The sequence below is a fragment of the Photorhabdus machadonis genome, assembly GCF_052657765.1.
The window spans coordinates 1,614,431-1,633,644 of record NZ_CP199761.1 but is presented as its reverse complement, the minus strand read 5'-3'; the positions used below and the strand labels follow the sequence as shown (position 1 = coordinate 1,633,644).

Genomic DNA, 19,214 nt, shown 5'->3' with positions numbered 1-19,214 from the left:
ACTAATTGTAAAGATAATATATCATATAATAAACTAAAAATAGAATATTAAATTTTTATTTTGATTTATACGTCATAAAATTGTAAATGTTGTATTTTATAGTTGAGCCTGTGTTATCAAAAGGGATTAGCCCTATTGGGAAAAAGTGCAGTGAAGATGATATTGTTCATGTCATTGCGGATATAATGAATATGTGAGTGTGAATTGATTAATATCTGAAATTTTATGGCGTACTTAACTAAATTACGGGAGTTTTCATGAGTAAAAGAGATGATATAATCCAAGGAAAATTAGTTTATACCGAAAAATTAGGATGGGTAGATACGGGACAATGGCATTCGGTTAAATCCTTATCGGAGCATCAAAAGAATTCCGTCGTGTTCTCGGTTTCATCGATTTTCGTGGATAGTGCCTCCCTAGTCTCACTCGTTGGATCATTCTTGTCATATGGGTGTGGAGTATGTAATAAAATGATCTTAAATGTTTTTTTAACCTCCCCTGTATGAGCAGGGGAGATGCTTGACGACAAAAAACAAACAGTTTTTTAAATTCAGCTTCCATTTTTTATCCCTGTTCTCCTTGTTATCGATACAACTCTCCTCATCATCGTTTCTGTGATTAAAATAATTTACCGATATTCTTGTCAGGTTAAGTAATAATATATGCGCCTGAAGTTCTTGTTTGACTCCTTTCTCATTATGTGAATGGAAATCTTCAATACATAGGATTGACTTGGATAATTTATATAAGGCAGATTCGACTAATAAATGCAATTTTTCAATGGGATGGAATTTTGGCGATAAGAGAAAAGGGTTTACCCAGATAAATTTGGGTTGCCCTCGTCAGTATCTTGATAAGGTGATCACCGGTTTAACTCAGTTAACACCATAAAATAAAAATACAATATTATATCAGTACCCAATAATGGCGAAGAACCGGATAAGTGCAACATGTTACCAAATCGCACTTAATCCGATTGTATTCTTTGTTTAAAGAGAAATAAATTTTCATCCTTGCAAAACACCACCGAACTTCAATATATGTAGAAAACCTGCCTATCAAAATCATGCCTGATGTACAAAGAGAATTTTCATTTGTTAAAAATTCTGCTCGTACCCCAGACATTGAATTCCCTGCTCATTGACCTCGTTATGAGAAGTTCAAGTTAATTTCTGCGAATAATCACTTACTTACCGTAATATCTGCTTGGCCATATTTCAGATGGTTCACAATTCAAAATGGTCGCAATAATCCGCTCACCCTTGGGCCATGGGCGGTGTAAAACATTTGATAAAGTAGATGATGCAAGCCCTGCTTCTCTTGAAACTGCCGCCAACGATGTTCCTCGTTTTTTCAGCGCCGCAATAATATCTGCTTTATGCCAATCGTGTCTTTCGATCATTCCTGTTTCCTTTCTCAGTTTGGTTATGCAAGGTACTATGCTCATATCCGCTTCCTATTTATCAGACCAATGTTTTTATGTTGTTACAGCTTTTCCCCTGGGCCCGCACTGGTGCGGAATACTAAAAAATAGCTGTGCTAAAACGTTAAACCCCGCAAAGCACAGCAAATTCTCCGATATAGAAAGAGAGATGATTGTTGTTTGAAATGTTACATCTAGATACAGAAGTTTAGTTATTCTTAAGAAAGTTGGAATCGTATTAAATACTTCAATGAATTTCTTAAAACCATTTTTTAATGGCGTAGCATGACGCATACTAAGTTATCACAACCAATTGGTGTACAAAGTGTAGCTATATTGTAAGACTTATATTAGTCTCACCATTAAGTATTTACTACTTATTTCAATAAGAATAATTGCTGCAAACCATGCTTTCAAATGAACAGTAAAAATAGATAGTGTTTGATAATACCAAATATACACTTAATGCAAGAGGCATAATTTGCTTATCTCACTCTTCTGGTCACATTAGAAAGGTGTTCAAAAATTATCGTTTTCTTCATAACACGGTCAATAATTGCTCTTCATTATAAATGAAAGCACATAAAACAGCTTAGTGAAATAGCTATCAAGCATTAGGACAAATAATTATTTATCCATTAACAACTAAAGAGGCTACGGATGACTTCGGACACAATCTGCACTTATTTACCGTTGATAACACATGCTTTATCGCTAAAAGACGCCAGATATCAGGCGCAACAGCGAGCACAACAACAGCCCGGGCCATTTATTCAATAAACCATAAAACAATTTTCTCAAAAAAATAATAAACATAGTTATATTTACATTAATTTAAAATAACATCATTAAATAGTAAAAGATCAATTAATAAATATACGACTTTTGACGAAGAAGTTATTATCTTCTATTATAGAACAGCCCACTTGAAGCATAATCGGCAAACAAAAGTTTCAAATAATAATTTAAATAAAGAGTTAGGAGCTGTTATGTCAAACATCAAAAAAAACCCCAGTAATATCACATCACAATTAACCCAAATGTGGGACAGAAGTAATGAGCCTTGGGGAGCTAAAGATCTGCAATCAAGATTTATTTATGCGAATTCTGCTTTTTATCAACTACTTAACCTTCCTGAAGATTTTGATATTATAGGACTTTCTGCTGGTGAATTACCCTTACCTATCGCCGAATGTGCAGAAGAATTCTACCGTCAGGATCAAAAAGCTATTCAAACTATGCAACGGGTCACTACACTAGAAACCCATCTGCTTGGAGTAGATAAAGTAAAAAAAACCTATCTTTGTGACAAATATCCCCTTTGTGATGAAAAGGGTAATTGCATGGGGATTATTTTCCATATGTACAAAATCCAAGATTTTTCTGTTTCTTACTATTATGAAAAAACATCGCCGTCAACCCTGCAATTTATCCCACCTAACAACATACTGACGCAGACTGAGTGGGAGATTCTGTTTCTGGCTCTGCGTTCACAAGATGAAGAAAGCATCAGTAAAGAATTAATGATCAGTACAGAAGATGTGATTAGTCATATTAAATCTATTTATCAAAAATTTAATTTACTACCCCATATGGAATTAGAAGATTTCTGCAAGAAAAATAATTACCACCTTTACGTTCCTGAGAGATTTTTCACTATTGGTAGCAGGGAATTATAGATTTAAACCACTAATCATTAACTGTAAAATAGGATTTAGTCATGAGTAAAACCAATAAGCTAATTATTTCACCTCAAATCATTAATACCATGCAGCAAAGTAATGATCCTTGGGGGATAAAAGATAAAGATTCATGCTTTATTTATGGCAATATGGCATTTAGACATCTTCAAAATCTTTCAGATTCATTTGATTACGAGGGGCTTTTTGACGATGACATTCCTTGGGATGGAGCTGGATTTGCAAAAGAATTCATTACCCACGATAAAACTGTAATGACAAAAGAAGCAAGGATATGTTCACTTGAAACACATATCTTCGGGAAAGAAAAAATTCTATCCTCTTATTTCCAAGAAAAATTTCCATTATATAATGATGAAAGCGAATGTGTCGGAGTCCTTTTCCATACATGGAAAGCCCAAGATTTCTCATTAACCCGTTTATATCATGGTAAACTCCCAGCAACTATTTTGTTCCAACCACCGACTGATTTGTTTACTCAACGGGAATGGGATGTTATCTTCCTCTCCTTGCAAAAGTATACCAGTAAACAAATGGGACGGCTATTAGATATATCCTATCGCACTGTTGAAACCCATATTGCACGGATATACAAAAAGATTGGCGTTAACTCCTGTTATCAATTGGAAGATTATTGCCGCTTTAATGATTATGATCTTTATGTGCCAGAAAGATTTGTACATCCAGAAAGCAGAATGTTTGTTTAAATTTCAAATTATCACAGAGTTTTTATGAAGAACTATACGATATCACCTCAAATTATCAATACAATGGAAATAAGCAATGAACCGTGGGGAATAAAAGATAGTTCTTCATGCTTTATTCATGGTAATACGGCATTTAAACGCCTTCAAAACCTTTCAGATTCATTTGATTATGAAGGTTTTTATGACAATGAAACTCCTTGGAATGGAGCTGAATTTTCAAAAGAGTTCATAAATCATGATAAAACTGTGATGGCAAAAGAAGAAAGAATATGTTCACTTGAAACACATATATATGGGAAAGATAAAATTCTATCATCCTATTTTCAAGAAAAATCTCCATTATATAATGATGAAAGCGAATGTATCGGAATCCTTTTCCATGTATAGCAGTAGCTTCGAGCTATTTCGGCAACACATCATTAAAATAATTCCGCACAAGATAATATATAGTTATATTTCCATCCATTTAAAATCGCATCATAAAATAGTAAAAAATAAATTAATAAATATATGATTTTTGACAAAAAGTTATTATAGATCAGTTCACTTAAAGTGTAATCGGTAAACAAAAATTTCAAGTAGTGATTTAAATAAATATTTAGGAGTTGATATGTTAAAAATAAGAAAAAAACCCAGCAATATCACACTACAATTAACTCAAACGTGGGAGAAAAGTGATAAACTTTGGGGAGCCAAAGATCTGCAATCAAGATTTATTTATGCCAATCCTGCTTTTTATCAACTACTCAACCCAAGGCAACCGCATGAATGCTCAAATAAAAAACAAAGCGAATGGTATTCAAGCTATTCTGATAACGGCACGTGTTAATTTGATTTAAACTTAACCCATTATTGGGTTATTTTTATGCTAATTGTATTTATAAAACGTTCACGCGGTTGCCCTGCTACTCAATCTTCCTGAAGATTTCGATATTATAGGACTTAATCATGAGCAAATCCAATAAGCTAATTATCTCATCTCAAATCATTAACACAATACAGAAAAGCAATGATCCCTGGGGAATCAAAGATCAAAATTCATGCTTTATTTATGGTAATCAGGCATTAAAATCTCTCAAAAATTTCTCAGACTCATTTGATTTTGAGAGGTTTTATAATGATGAACTCCCTTGGGATGGCGCTGAATTTGCAAAGGAATATATTCATCATAACCAAAAGGTAATGAAAGAAGAAAAATCATATGTTTCTCTAGAAACACATATTTTTGGTGAAATAAAAACATTATCATCTTATTTCTGTGAAAAATCACCTCTATATCATGAAAATGGTGATTGCATTGGGATTATATATCACTTATGGAAAGCTCAAGATTATTCATTGACCCGTTTATATCACGGTAAACTCCCAGCATCTATTCTATTCCAACCACCAACTGATTTGTTTACTCAACGAGAATGGGATATTATTTTCCTCTCATTACAAAAGTATACCAGTAAACAAATGGGCCGAATATTGAATATCTCCTATCGCACGGTTGAAACCCATATGGCTCGGATATATAAAAAAATTGGCATTAATTCCTGCCATCAATTGGAGGAATATTGTCGCTTTAATGATTATGATCTCTATGTGCCAGAAAGATTCGTACAGCCAGAAAGCAAAATGTTTATTTAAATTTCAAATTATCACGGAGTATTTATGAAGAACTATACAATATCACCTCAAATTATCAATACACTGGAAATAAGCAACGAACCGTGGGGAGTAAAAGATAGTTCTTCAAATTTTATTTATGGGAATTCAGCAACAAAAAAGTTTATTCACAATTTTAAAGAATCATTTGATTATGAGGGCCTTTATGATCATGAGCTTCCTTGGGATGGAGCTGAATTTTCAGAAGAATTTATTGTTCAAGATAAAAACGTCATGGCAAAAGAGCAAAGAATATGTTCAATTGAGACACATATATTTGGAGAAGAAAAGACTCTATCATCTTATTTTTGTGAAAAATCACTTTTTTATCATGAAGATGGAAATTGTATAGGCGTTATATACCATTGCTGGAAAGCCAAAGAGTATTCATTAACCCAATTACATCAATATCATAAAAATTTACCCTCATCCATTATACTCCAACCACCGACAGATATTTTTACTCAACAGGAATGGGATATCATTTTTTTCTTTTTACAAAAATACACCAAAAAACAGATTGGACAGAGATTGAATATTGCTCATCATGCTGTTGAAGCATATATGGCTAAAATATATAGCAAGATAGGTATTAATTCCAGTCAACAATTAGAAGAATATTGTCTGATGAATAACTTCCATCATTATGTACCAGAGAGATTTTTATTATCCTAGAAATTGTATTATCAAATGATTCTTGACAATAAAACTTAGAACCTACCCAAGTAGACGTAATTGTTGCAGCCCGTGATTATAATGAAGAGTAAACACGGGCAGCATACAGGAAAATACACGTAGCATATGAGGGGTGATTCGCTTCACTCACCCTTCTCTCCACATTAAAAGTATATTTAAAAATTATCATTTTTCTCAAAACACTGTCCAAACCTGCTCTTTATTACAGAAAAGAGTAAAGCAAATAGTTTAGTAAAACAGCCATTAAGCATTAGGGAAAATGATCATTCATCAATTGACAATAACGAGGATGCTGATAATTCTAGGTATAATCTACACTTATTTACCGTTGATAACTTACACTTTCTTGTTAAAATATATCAGATACAGCAGAGAGCACAACAACAGCCAAAAAATATTTATTCAATAAAAAATCAAAATAATTCCCGTCTAAACAATATTTATAGTTATATTAATTTCAATTTAAAATCACATCATTAAGTAGTTAAAAACCAATTAATAAACACACAGTTTTTGACGAGAAAGTTATTATATTCTATTATAGGACGTTTCACTTGAAGCATAATCAACAAACAAAAATTTCAGATAATAATTTAAATAAAGATTCATGAGTAACTATGTCAATTATAAGAAAAAAACCCAGTAATATCATATCAAAATTAACTCAAACGTGGGAGAAAAGTGATAAACTTTGGGGAGCCAAAGATCTACAATCAAGATTTATTTACGCCAATCCTGCTTTTTATCAACCACTCAACCTTCCTGAAGATTTCGATATTATAGGACTTAATCATGAACAAAACCAGTAAGCTAATTGTCTCGCCTCAAATCATTAATACAACACAGCAAAGTAATGAACCCTGGGGAATCAAAGATCAACATTCATGCTGGACTTATGGCAACCTGGCATTTAAGCATATTCAAAATCTTTCAGATTCATTTGATTATGAAGGATTTTTTGACGCTGAAATCCCCTGGAATGGTGCTGAGTTTGCCAAGGAATTCATGAGTCATGATAAAAATGTAATAACCAAAGGACAAAGAGTATGTTCACTTGAAACACATCAGTATGGGAAAGATAAATTTCTATCATCTTATTTTTGCGAAAAACACCCACTATATAATGATGAAAACGAATGTGTCGGGATCCTTTTCCATGCATGGAAAGCAAAAGAGTATTCATTAACCCAATTACATCAATATCATAAAAATTTACCCTCATCCATTATACTCCAACCACCAACGGATCTTTTTACTCAACATGAGTGGGATATTATTTTCTTCTTTTTACAAAAATACACCAGAAAACAAATTGGACAGAGATTAAATATTACTCATCATACTGTTGGAATATATATGGATAAAATATATAGCAAGATAGGTATTAATTCCAGCAAACAATTAGAAGAATACTGTCTGGCGAATAATTTTCATCATTATATACCAGAAAAATTTTTATTAACTTAAATATCGGATTATCAAACTATTAACGTAATTTTCAATTACCCATAATAACAGCGGCAGCCTTAATTAATAAGGCTACCGTTAAGACAACATATCGATTTCTTTCTGACAAAAGGGATTAAATGGAATATTAGGGTGTATCGGGTAAAAACTGCCAGCGCCAGACATGCAATCTAAACTTACTGCCACAATCCAGACAACGAATATTCGGATTATTCGGGGTGGTGACTACCCCCACAATATCCAAATTTGAAGACTGGCAATGAATGCAGCAAACCCCCTGCTTCCCAGGCTTAAATCCTGACATATACCGGGGATACGGTGTAATAGGCTGATCGCCCAGTTCATCAAACAGCGGCTGTAGCCGTTTACGATAGTAGTTAAATACCTCCAGTTTTCGGAGCTTACCTATTGCCAAGGCTTGCGTAGGCCGCCACTGTGTCCACAACATAACCAACACGGAATACAGGCGATAGTAATATTTCTCCTGCAACCGATAAAATATCGAGCCGGCACTGGCAGAAAATGTCTTATCGCAAGCCCGGCAATAATATTCATCATGCTGATGCCCCCTAACGTAGGTTGTCAAACGCCGATTCCCACACCAAGGACATTCATAGACTTCCCCCAGAGATGGGTTCTGTTCATCCAGACGATCAACCAGCGCCCGCAGGATCGGCTCTCTTTGCCAGACAGACCTTAAATGCTGGTATTGCGCTTGCGTAGTATGCGCAAATAACTGCTGGAACCAATCAGGCACCGGCACCTCATCATTCGGCGTTCGCTCTGCAAACGGATCAATACCCTTGGGGACTTCCGGATAGATCACAAACTGATGCCGGCACGCGTCACAGTGAACCATTGGGTTGCCCGCAGGCATCTCCTCAGCGTAGCTTAACTGTGATGACTGGCATACCGGGCAATGTAATCCTTGCTGGCCTGGCATGAAACCCAGCAAATAACGGGGATACGGTGTTACCGCACGTTTGCCAATCAGCATCAGAACCGGCGTCAACCGCTGGCAATAGCGCCCCCAAGATTTTTTATAATAACAACCACTTATCCACATCGCCTCTTCAATATGCCAACAGCCCCAGAGCGTTACCAGAACCGCGTATAAACGGACATGCTGACTATTATCAAGTTGATGAAATGGTGTACCGGAATAGTAAGAGTGGTGATGCTGACAGAGGCGGCAATAGTACTCCGGATGTGTAGACTCCATCAGTCTCATAAACCTGACTTCATGACAGCCACTGGGAATGTAACGCATTTTCTTCGGTGGATGATATTTATCAAGTTCAGCAGCCAGTTTACGCAACACAGGTTCGCGCTGCCAGATTTGGCACACAATGGCATACTCTTCTGCCCCCAAATGAGAGAAAGCTTGTGGATACCAGTCAGGCAACGACAAAGCTTTAGTTACAAGATTATTCATAATAAAAATAAATTCCTTATAGTTCATTAAGTTAATTGATAAGAAATAGCGTAAGATCCAACCGCAATGTTTTTACCTGCCGATGAAAAAGGGAGTACATGACGGATAACGTGCTATCGGTTACCGTGCACTGAGATATCCTGTCGCTTCCCCCGGAGGCAAACGTCACCGAGTAGGCGTATTTACGCCAGATTTGGTAAAACTGAGCGAATATCCGGTGATTAAAAAATACCGTTACGGGTTCAGAATAAATAAGAAGAAAGGAGATAAAATCATCAGAGAAAAAATAGCCGTAGCCTGATATCACCTTTCTTAATCGTTCGTTAAATTAACGAGAATGCTTTTTCTTACTCATTAGCCGCACCACCTAAAAAATAATGCCAAACATATCGCTATCCGAAAGCGTCCCGTCTTTTACGAAAGGTTTTCGTTATTGCATCCCAAAACATAATCAGTTCATCTTCGGTATATGGTGTTGAAGGTAACTGGTCATTCATTAACATAATACCCACACAGACTTTTTCTTCATACATCTCCATCTCATTGATAATAAAATCAAATCGATACCGAGGATGACTATCAAAAGGTTGCAGGCCTACGGCTAATAACTCCTCTCCATGAATGCCGTTTATTTCTCTTTCCCCCTTTCTTATTACCCTGCCACAATTAACGAACCAATCCCTTTCAACTTCATCAATACGTTCAAGCAGAGTGCCTTCTTTAAGGTCATTAATTATTTCAATACCGAATGTGAAATGATCATCCTCATTTCCCTGATAGACAAAAGTCATATTCACTTTCTCATCATCATTATCATGACTGGCAATAAAACCGTCAGGGATACAGATTCCTGCCACTGTTGGGATTTCTCTATCCTTTCTGCCACTGATTCTGGGAAGAAGCCTTTGCATTTTATCCAGAGTTTGAGAAAGCATTTTATATTGGCTTTCGCCCATCCCAGATTTTATATAAATCTCTCTTGAATAACTGTACTTATCATCTGAGATTTCTGTAAATTTCATCTCTATGATAAAAGCCACACCATTATCATATAAATGGGCTTCTAATACTCGGGTAAAGCCGGGTTCACTGACATTGTTATTTCTGTCAAAAATAACACCGTATAAGTTCCCCTGGAGATGATGAGCCTTTTTTAAAAAGGGCAGATCTTTCGGATCATCAGTTCTGGTCACCCTTAATTTCTGCTCCCTTAATTCTATCCGCTGTTCAAATGCGGATAAATGCAAACGCTTGGTTTCTATTCTTACATCATCCATTAATATCCCAGTATTGGTGATGTTTTCAAATGCTAGGGGAATATCAATCAGATAACGCCCAACACAACGGGTTTGCATATTTGCTAATATTTCAGTTTTCATTTTCTTTTCCTTTTTGGATTAACAAAGGGTAATAAAGGGCAGGGAAATATCACTACCACAAGATATAAATAACCACGATAGCCAGTAAAATAAGTAAGGTATTTCTTATTCAATCCCACGCCATATCAACGCATTCCGCATTTGCGCCGCGTCTGGTAACAGGGGAATCAGTTCTCGGGTAGATAAATTGTGGGCGCTCACATCCAGCGGAGTGAAGTGAACTTCGTCGATGGCATCCGCCACCATGTTGCCAGCTTTTTTCCGTTTGAAGATAAACAAAGCACTACCAACCGGTGACTCAGCCCCGACCACATTGCCGCCCACCGTCAAAAGCGACAGGGGTTTATTACACATTTTGCCGAAGTAAATCACCCGGTAACGGAAATAACCGCCTTCCGGTTCACGCGTATCCAGCGTAGAGTACATAAACCAGGCGCGGGAATCATGTACCTGATTGTCATGCAGGGCCACCAGTAATGACGCCGGTGATTCTGGTTGACCCGTTTTTCCCACCGGAGCCGTCAGGAAAAACTGTTTGACCAACGCCTCTCCCGCCGCTTTCATCTGCTGATATTCCTTGTCCTCATCATCACTGTTCAGCAGATAAAGGATGTTGCCCAGAATGTTATCGACAACAAATTGCTTCACACTGTGTATCTCACGCCGGTCTCCCCGGTAGTCACAGCTAAATTCCGCTGCCGCTTCCCGCAACGGTTTACCCGACGCACCACCGGCATAACCCGCCCCAATCGTCGTCTGGAAAAAACGGGCAATATTGATCGGGTGGTTAGGGCTACCGTAGGCGTCACAGGAAGTAGTGACTTTGACCTGATAGCAGGATAAAAAGCATGCAATCTTACGCCACACGTTCAGTTTGTAGCAACTGTGATCAAGTTCCAGCGCAACAATTTCGATGCTGCTTTCCCGGCCCTGAACATCGACAGAGCCTTTGATGTCGGCACCGCCATCATCTTTCAGCCATAAATACGCGGAGATCGCCATAATATTACTCCTGTTGTTGATAAAGAGTCCGGCACCCTCTGCAATCACTGGCAGGCAATGGCATTCAGGGCCGAACGGAGCTCAAGCCGAATAAAGATCCGGGAGTCAGTCAGAATAAATCCGGAAAACAATAAATCAGATCAGGTATTTCCCAACCGGAAGTTAACCGGGGTATAAATAATTAATCAGGCTATTCCTGCTCCATCCATGATGATTATTCCTTAACAGCATGGACTGTTAAGGAATAATCTCATTCTCTTAATGGGTGCATATATAAATCAAGTCTTTTTTATCAAAAAGCACAATAAGTCAAAGGTCAAATGAATATAAAACCTGTAAAAACAAGACAATAAATACAATACTTTAATAAAATATAAATAAAATTACATTTATTTACATAAAAAGAATTTATTTATCATAACAAAATAGCAAGACTCCCAGTTTTAATACAACAGCGCAGTTAATCCATAATTAAATTATTTATTTTAATTAAAATCAATGCATTACAATAAAAAAAACAGACAACCTCACTTTACATCCCGCAGCCTAAACAGATAAAAAATAATGATTCTCATTCATAATATGCGAATGAGAATACCTTCACGGATACCCAAAACAGACGACAATATTCTTACCATCACCAGTCAAGCCTAATCCTTCTCGCAAAAACAAAGCACGACTTATTAGACAGGAATATTATTACGATATATATCATCCCGGTGAGCAGCAGAAACCCATTTAATATTTTCATGATTTTCCGGTGATAATGGTCAGCAAACCCGTCATTAATCCTCACTAATGAGGAAGTATCTGCCCCTCAGTCTGCGATAAGATGACACGAAGACGAGGGATCACAGGAATAGGCCAGCTCATGACGATGACTCAACCTGGTTATGAGGCATTGAACTCAATACATGACACCCACACTGGCAGCGACAATAATGCACCACTACAGCACGACCATTTTCCTGAACGGTATTATCCCCCTCAATAATCGGATTAATACCGTGCCCCTCTAGCGGACAATGAATAAGATCCCCTACCAAAGCAGCCTGTTTACCGTCGAAATACATTGTTGAAGAAGCGGTGATCACTTTTCCACCTCGATCAGTGGCATCACCTAAACAAACAATACCAGACATTTTGATATCCTCTATTGATTATCGAAATAACCCTAAATAAACCATCAGATATTCAGGAGATAATATTTCATCCCGAGATATCTCATTATTGACTTTAATCTTAAGGGCCCCATACCTTCAAAAACTGAACTAAAAGATAAATAAGCGGCCCACTCAATAACACCACAACAGGAATTAAGAACAGCAGGACTTTGTATTTCTTTCGCTTAATACATTGAACCACCCGATAAATGACATAACCATCAATAATCATTATGACCGGCTAGGCATAATAGAAAAGAAGAAAAACACAGACTAATACCACATCCCAAAAATCAAATTTAATCACACTGAGCCACCCATTAATGCATTATTAAAAAAACCGACCTCTCACAGAGAGAATACCCCCATCGCTAATAAAATCGGCAAATCCTTTTTTATCCAATTTTCACCGCCTGAGTCATTCTGACAACTGAATGTAAAATACCTATTGGTATTTTAGTGTCTTTATCCCCTTGATTAAGTTAACCCTTATATCCCTATAAAGGGTTTAATGTAAAAGCATGTTATCGGGGATCGAAAGCGCCGGGTCTGACTCTAACGGTCTGACTAATAGCATCCCAGAATGCCACTATTTCATTCTGGGTATAGGCTGTCGGTGTCTCTTCATCATTGACCACCGTCAAATCAAAGACTGGTGTTTTCTTTCCGCCGGTTTTCTCATTTGCCAGTAACGTAAACTGATAACGCGGATCATCACTATCCGACTGTAATCCCACCGCCAATAATTCCTCAGTATTCAGCCCATTAATTTTTCGCGCGCCTTTACGAAAAATATCACCCCGGTACAGGGATGCTTTAATTTGGCCGATACGCTCCAGCATACTGTCTTTTTCCCGGATATAGTTATTCGTCTGTATTCTCACATTCAAATAATTATCCGGGCCAGTTTTATATAATGCGCCGATATCTTCTTTATCCCTTTTATTATCGGCAATAAACGCATTGGAAATACAGCTTCCCGCAGTAGTCGGAATTTCCGTTTCTTCACGCCCCCGTATACGGGACAAAAAATACCTTAACGCAGCCAGCTTCTCTGGCACATCATTATTATAAATATCAGGATGAATCTGCCGATCTTTGTCATAACGTGCAGCGGAAGCATTTGTCGCTTTCATTTCTACTTTAATCGCCACGCCATTGCTATATAGATGGGCCTCTAATACCCTGACCGCATCCGGGACACTTTGATTTTGCATACGTTCAAAAATAATCCCTTTCATCCCTTCAGGGACAGAGTAAATATTTTTTAAATAGGGCATATCAACGGGATATGACGTCTTCATCTGCCGTAACGCTTCTTCCCGTAATTGAATACGCTGTTCAAAGGCAGGTAAATAGATCCGTTGAGTTTCTACCCAATGATCGTTCACCCGGGAAGCATTCACCGTATCATGATAGTTTTCCGGCAAATCAACCAAATACCGGCCGATACAACGGGTTTGTAAATTCGCTAATAGTTTGTCCACAGCTAATTTTTCCTTCTGGTTTAACACAGTATATGGGGGATAGGGCTGCAACCAGTGCCACACCCCGTAAAATACCAGCACAAGCAAACTGGCAATTATTATGGCAAGCGCTTTTTTTCTATTCATCAGGATAAGCCAAAGATGTTTGTTTAACAGATTGCGCTATTTTAACAATCGCCCGCAGGGTAAAAAAACGGGTATCGTCGGTATTATAGGCACCTTCATGATCAACCTCCGCCCCCAATATTGAACGCAGACCACTGGCAGTAAATTTTCCCCCCTCAACTGGCACCGTACCATCACCGGGCTCTTGCGGATCCGCTATAGCAAAAGTTTGTATTAGAGAATAGTCACTGCCAGGTTTTATTGGATATTTGACACTGCGCATATCTGAAAGCTCCGCATTCATCGGGTCAAATATCGGGCTATTAAATGCCAGTTCAGGATTACCTTTCCGATTAAAATAATCTTTACGTGCTACCCAGCGGACAGTGCCATAAGAGAGGTGTTTAGTACTGTTACCATAAAAAGCATAGGTATTGCTGTGATAATAACCATTTAATCCTTCAATAAAAGGCCGGACTACGTAAGACAACAGGTAAGTATATTTTTTCCAATCTGCCTGCATTACCGCCCGATTTTTAGCCTTATTTTCCGGGTTAATTAAACGCTCTTCGCATAATCCCCACCATTTATCGCGCTGCAAGTAGATTTCTTCATAAGGGTCATTCTCCGGTAAGCTATAGCGTGTATTTCCATCCTCAATCTTCAACCACCACTTTCCGTATCTCAGACCGGGTAATAACTGAAGTGGTCCCGGTGACTGTGCCATCACGGCAGTGAATTGACCGCCATCTTTGCCTTCATGACTGCTTACCGTGATGTCTTTCAGCGCTTCCAGCCCCATCGCATCACCCTGCGCCTGAATATCTACCCGACCTTGACTGGCAAACAGTTTTATCCCCAGTTTCTGCGCAAACAGACTGACCGCTTCACCCGCCGCTACCGTGAATTTTTTCAGCACGCTGAAATCGGTATTTTTTCCACTGGTGGCCATCACATTGTCCCCCGCAGAAAATTGGAGACTTTTCGCCGTCGTCTGCGCGATACCTTCGGGCGCGGACAGTAACAGCGCCGATTTTCTCAGTTCGGTTAACGTGTTACTCAATAACGTTTTCTGTTGCTGCAAATCCGCTAATTCAGCTTTGGCGGTTTCTGCCGCACCCCGTAATGCTTCGGTTAACGCCTGCGCCTGCTGTAACTGACTGATTGCTGCCGGCATTGCCAACACATCTCACCCCGTAGATTGTGCGCAACGGCGCCGGCGGTATCACCGGCATGCCCGGCATTCCCGGATTAATCGCGGGTGACGTCAGGGTAAACACGGCGTCCCGCATCAGCATCTGCGCCGGTTTGATCTCTTTCTCCGGGCTGGTGAATTCAATAACGTAACGAAAAGGCCGGCTTAAGCCTTCCAGCCCGCTAAACGCCACCACATCCAGCGGCGCGGTATTTTTCCAGACTTTCAGTTTGTAACGGCTGTGATCAAAGATGATCGCCGGGGTTATGTTGTTCATATTTTCTCCCACTTGCTTCGCTGTCGCTTCGGCTACGATGCCGCCCATAGCCGTATACCGAGGCCCATAAGGCCATGGTTTGTTTTAGGGGTTCCATAGCGAGGCCTGTGGCGCCCGCCATCACACCTGGTCAGTTCAGGTGATTTTCATGTCGCCTACACTGACGACGTGTGTGGAAAAACGGGCTCCTGTTGCGGTCGCTAGCAGAACAGGTCGAACACCCTGCCCAATGCCCGTTCGACCGGCTGTAAATAGCGCAGCCGGCAGTTGGGGAATTTGGCGGACCACTTGCTCAAGCTCGAAATCGTTTATTTGCCGGAAAGTGAATGCGATATTTTCTTCGCTGCCATTTTCAGCCAAGGTATTTTGAACCGTCAGGTTAACTGCGGGGCTGAATTCAGCCATCTCCAATAATTGCAGCGGCAACTCAACTTTTTTCTGCGCACCACCCGTATGTAAATCTAATTTGATATTAATACGCACTTTAGGGGACTCTTTTTGAAAATTCTGTATCACCAGTAGTTCCTTAAAAAATAAAGATGGAATGAATGGCATGATGGTCATGCCATTACGCATCTTAGAAACAAAAAACCGGATTCAGATATTTCAGAGCAGGCAGATAACCAGGCAACAAATAAGAGAAAACCGACAATGCCTGTGCCAATAAATAAATGAATTTACCAGACAAGCCATTCCATAGGAAAAGGCGATTTTCTAAACAGTTTTATATAAAATCAAGACATTTTTTATCCTATAGCACTTTTTGCACAAAAAACATCAGTCACAAAAACTGACCTATGATGGAAAAAACACACAACATATAAACATAACCTAAACGATATGGCATTTTTTAAAAAACATATTGTATTTATTTTCATAAGATGATATGGATTTCTCTGTTTTATTATTAACAGGGGCAATTTGGTAATGAGAGATATATTAATAATTTATTGTTTTTCAATTGGTTATGAAGAATTTCACACAGCTAAAGTCATTTTTATATTCACAACATAATAAGCTAAATACTTAGTAGAAGAAGTAAAAAAGAAATAATTATCAGCCAGGTTAATGCGAATGAGAATAAATTCTGTGATGCAGAATAATGCGTGGTAGAAATAGTCAGAAACAATGGATTAATACGGATATTATTAGTGATATTTTTACAAAATATCTACCATACTGTGGCTCAGATAAAGCGATATATTTATCTTCACAATGCACTGAATAGTAATAATAATTATGAAAATAAAAGAATTCTATAAGTAAAGGATAACTTGCTTTTTAATAAATAGAGCAACACCCTCCATGCTTCTTATCGGTTTAACGATTAGCGCAAATTGGCGGGTTCTTTACCTTAATTTTATTTGGGGAGAGATGTCCGGCCATTATATACATCTTTCACCGGGCAACATCTCCGTCAATAGATGGTTCCATATTTAAGGAGGGTAATGTAGCTTCCGTCACCCGTTGAAGGACAAAGTTTCCTGGCGACTAACTGATAAGAATCGCTTTACAAATTTGTCATCTTTTTAACATTATGTAGTTTCTCTTTTTACTTATTTTCCCTTTTTTGGCGATTGGTAAGCTATTTTCTTTTCGGTGATTAATTAGCTAAAGGGAAAAAACAAACGCCCACTAATACCAGATTTTGAAAATGGACAGAGTAACTAAAAACGGCTTATTCCCTGTCATTAACAGAAAATTGAAATAAATCAGCAAAAAAAGATATTATTCGAAAAACATAAAAAGGTATCGTTATACCATCAGGCTATTTACGAGTTAATTGATGAAGATAAAAGACAAGAAGATAACTTGTAAAAACGGCTCAGAATTGCCAGTAAAACAGCGTTAATAAAGATAAAAAGCGAGTATGATTAACGTTTATTAAATGTAAAACACAATATACCATAATGATTAAACTTAACAAAAATCAGGCGTTAAAAGTGGTAAAAAACGGCTAAAACCTTATTATATAAATTAAAACCAGAAGTTAAAAAAATGGCTTTTAATAACAGTTTAAAACCTGCCTATCATAAATCCATAAGTGAAAATAAGAAAAAGAATTGGCTTTATTAATGCTTATAAATAACGTTTCATAATTCTGCCACACATGGCCTTGATTAACCCATTGTTATACATGGCATTATGAGTAGTATAAGATGCAGCACTATTTTGGAATCTTATTTATACCACGTGGAAAAAGACAAATAAAAATATTAGACGGTTAATCAGACAATCTATTTTCTAAAATAGACCTGCTTTAATAACGTTTTCAACTGAAGAATAAACTTTTTTATAAGCCAGTTAAATAATCATTCATAAAAAACAAGAATAACAAAACTCGCAAATAAATAATTTAACTAAATACATCCGTTTAAAATTATTTAATACTATTTTATCCCATTGAACAGTATTGCTTTTCATACCTTTAATGTTATTTAACAATAAACTAAAATAAAAACCATCAGTAAATCAAATCAGCATTATGCCGATTTTTTATTATACCAGCAATATCATTAATATGTTTTTAAATGCCATCACCAAAAACATAAAATAGCGCTTTAAATTCCATTAAATTTATATCGCCATCATTTCTTAGCATATATTTTTTTAAAGGGTCACAATATCTTAAATTCGATATAGCGAAAGCACAAGTAAGTGATGGACCAAAACCCATTGTAGAGGGATGGCCTGGATTGAAAGGTACTGAATTTGAAAATGGGATAGATGCAGCTATAGAATGGGTCGATACAAAACAAGATATTGTTTGTTTAAAGGATATGATTGTATCGATTACACTGTCAGTTCACACAAAATTAATAAGAAAACTATCTCTGCCAGATGGGGAACTACCGGTAAGTACGCTGCATTCAACGCGAATTTGGATGCTGTTGTTTTATGGAAAAGCATTGCCAGCCAGTTTATCTACTTTTTCAAAGACAGTAATTATATTGGATACAATACGAAATTGAATGCTATTGATGGTGGACCTCGACTCACCCGATCCGGTTGGCCTGGTGTCTCTTTCCACAAAATTCAAGCAGCGGTATCTGTTAATACAGATTTATTAGGTAGTAAACGTGGCAATAATAATGGAGGCTGTGGCGGAACATGCGGTACCAGTGACACCGGTACACACCATTTCCAATTACCTCAAAGTATTCGGTTTGGCTTGATAGCCTATAATAATACGAACATTCAGCAAACGGTAAAGGTATATATTGACGATCTCCTGGTAGACACATTAACCGGTAAAGGAGAAAATAATCTGACGGCCACCAAAGCCTACACATCAGGTACAGGCAAAGTCTGTATTGAAATTACAGGAGATGGCAAACCCTACAAACTCCGTTATTTCGATAACATACTTGACGGAAAACCAGGAATAGCAACTATCGGTGCTGAAAACGATACCACGGATAATTACAATGACTGCGTGGTAATGTTGAATTGGCCACTAGTGTGAATTAAAAATAATTTGGTAAATGCACTACAAACAAAAAAGCGGCGTTATGTCGCTTTTTT

At 37.6% G+C, this 19,214-nt stretch carries 16 protein-coding genes and 4 pseudogenes; 9 read left to right on the top strand and 11 right to left on the bottom strand.

Features of this window, described 5'->3' with window-relative positions; translation table 11 throughout:
* Positions 1-1,186: 1,186 nt before the first annotated feature.
* The gene (locus ACUN2T_RS08105) at positions 1,187-1,402 is read right to left on the bottom strand and encodes a helix-turn-helix domain-containing protein (RefSeq protein WP_132356262.1); all 216 of its coding nucleotides are present in this window, start codon (positions 1,400-1,402) and stop codon (positions 1,187-1,189) included.
* Positions 1,403-2,412: 1,010 nt separating this feature from the next.
* Between ACUN2T_RS08105 and ACUN2T_RS08100 the strand changes: the two genes are divergently transcribed.
* The 8 genes and pseudogenes from ACUN2T_RS08100 (at position 2,413) to ACUN2T_RS08065 (ending at position 7,646) form a co-directional block, all read left to right on the top strand.
* Positions 2,413-3,102: a PAS domain-containing protein gene (locus tag ACUN2T_RS08100; RefSeq protein WP_445497027.1), complete on the top strand. Its 690-nt coding sequence runs from the start codon at positions 2,413-2,415 to the stop codon at positions 3,100-3,102.
* A gap of 41 nt (positions 3,103-3,143) precedes the next feature.
* Positions 3,144-3,830 carry a helix-turn-helix transcriptional regulator gene (locus ACUN2T_RS08095; RefSeq protein ID WP_445497026.1) on the top strand — a complete coding sequence of 229 codons (687 nt, stop codon included), beginning with the start codon at positions 3,144-3,146 and terminating at the stop codon, positions 3,828-3,830.
* 24 nt (positions 3,831-3,854) lie between these two features.
* A pseudogene (locus tag ACUN2T_RS08090) lies at positions 3,855-4,211 on the top strand (PAS domain-containing protein); the annotation flags it as partial.
* Between the two features lie 229 nt (positions 4,212-4,440).
* The gene (locus ACUN2T_RS08085) at positions 4,441-4,659 is read left to right on the top strand and encodes a hypothetical protein (protein ID WP_445497025.1); all 219 of its coding nucleotides are present in this window, start codon (positions 4,441-4,443) and stop codon (positions 4,657-4,659) included.
* Positions 4,660-4,778: 119 nt separating this feature from the next.
* Positions 4,779-5,465 (top strand): helix-turn-helix transcriptional regulator, encoded by a 687-nt coding sequence (locus ACUN2T_RS08080; RefSeq protein ID WP_445497024.1) that lies wholly within the window; start codon positions 4,779-4,781, stop codon positions 5,463-5,465.
* Between the two features lie 24 nt (positions 5,466-5,489).
* A complete protein-coding gene (locus tag ACUN2T_RS08075) occupies positions 5,490-6,158 on the top strand; it encodes a LuxR C-terminal-related transcriptional regulator (protein ID WP_445497023.1) in 669 nt (222 codons plus the stop codon).
* 638 nt (positions 6,159-6,796) lie between these two features.
* Positions 6,797-6,988, top strand: coding sequence for a hypothetical protein (locus ACUN2T_RS08070; protein ID WP_445497022.1), 192 nt, complete (start codon positions 6,797-6,799; stop codon positions 6,986-6,988).
* On the top strand, positions 6,972-7,646 hold the full coding sequence (locus ACUN2T_RS08065) for a LuxR C-terminal-related transcriptional regulator (RefSeq protein ID WP_445497021.1): 675 nt from the start codon (positions 6,972-6,974) through the stop codon (positions 7,644-7,646). The genes ACUN2T_RS08070 and ACUN2T_RS08065 overlap by 17 nt, the downstream gene beginning before the upstream one ends.
* Before the next feature lie 127 nt (positions 7,647-7,773).
* On the opposite strand, the gene ACUN2T_RS08060 is transcribed toward ACUN2T_RS08065, so the two are convergent.
* The 10 genes and pseudogenes from ACUN2T_RS08060 to ACUN2T_RS08015 all read right to left on the bottom strand — a co-directional run bounded on the left by ACUN2T_RS08060 (position 7,774) and on the right by ACUN2T_RS08015 (position 16,244).
* On the bottom strand, positions 7,774-9,081 hold the full coding sequence (locus ACUN2T_RS08060) for a hypothetical protein (protein WP_445497020.1): 1,308 nt from the start codon (positions 9,079-9,081) through the stop codon (positions 7,774-7,776).
* Positions 9,082-9,112: 31 nt separating this feature from the next.
* On the bottom strand, positions 9,113-9,388 hold the full coding sequence (locus ACUN2T_RS08055; protein ID WP_445497019.1) for a type VI secretion system baseplate subunit TssG: 276 nt from the start codon (positions 9,386-9,388) through the stop codon (positions 9,113-9,115).
* Between the two features lie 85 nt (positions 9,389-9,473).
* Positions 9,474-10,460: a T6SS immunity protein Tli4 family protein gene (locus ACUN2T_RS08050; RefSeq protein ID WP_445497018.1), complete on the bottom strand. Its 987-nt coding sequence runs from the start codon at positions 10,458-10,460 to the stop codon at positions 9,474-9,476.
* Between the two features lie 105 nt (positions 10,461-10,565).
* A complete protein-coding gene (locus tag ACUN2T_RS08045; RefSeq protein ID WP_445497833.1) occupies positions 10,566-11,327 on the bottom strand; it encodes a T6SS phospholipase effector Tle1-like catalytic domain-containing protein in 762 nt (253 codons plus the stop codon).
* Between the two features lie 9 nt (positions 11,328-11,336).
* A pseudogene (locus ACUN2T_RS08040) lies at positions 11,337-11,462 on the bottom strand (type VI secretion system tube protein Hcp); the annotation flags it as partial.
* An 869-nt stretch (positions 11,463-12,331) separates the two neighbouring features.
* On the bottom strand, positions 12,332-12,604 hold the full coding sequence (locus tag ACUN2T_RS08035) for a PAAR domain-containing protein (protein WP_445497017.1): 273 nt from the start codon (positions 12,602-12,604) through the stop codon (positions 12,332-12,334).
* Between the two features lie 545 nt (positions 12,605-13,149).
* Entirely contained in the window at positions 13,150-14,238 is a 1,089-nt protein-coding gene (locus ACUN2T_RS08030) for a T6SS immunity protein Tli4 family protein (RefSeq protein ID WP_445497016.1), read from the bottom strand.
* Positions 14,239-14,968: 730 nt separating this feature from the next.
* Positions 14,969-15,400, bottom strand: a pseudogene (locus ACUN2T_RS08025) (DUF2345 domain-containing protein); the annotation flags it as partial.
* Positions 15,312-15,737: a hypothetical protein gene (locus ACUN2T_RS08020; protein ID WP_445497015.1), complete on the bottom strand. Its 426-nt coding sequence runs from the start codon at positions 15,735-15,737 to the stop codon at positions 15,312-15,314. The pseudogene ACUN2T_RS08025 and the gene ACUN2T_RS08020, both read right to left, overlap by 89 nt.
* A gap of 87 nt (positions 15,738-15,824) precedes the next feature.
* Positions 15,825-16,244, bottom strand: coding sequence for a type VI secretion system contractile sheath small subunit (locus tag ACUN2T_RS08015; RefSeq protein WP_445497014.1), 420 nt, complete (start codon positions 16,242-16,244; stop codon positions 15,825-15,827).
* Between the two features lie 2,045 nt (positions 16,245-18,289).
* Between ACUN2T_RS08015 and ACUN2T_RS08010 the strand changes: the two are divergent.
* A pseudogene (locus ACUN2T_RS08010) lies at positions 18,290-19,155 on the top strand (fucose-binding lectin II); the annotation flags it as partial.
* Between the last annotated feature and the right edge of the window lie 59 nt (positions 19,156-19,214).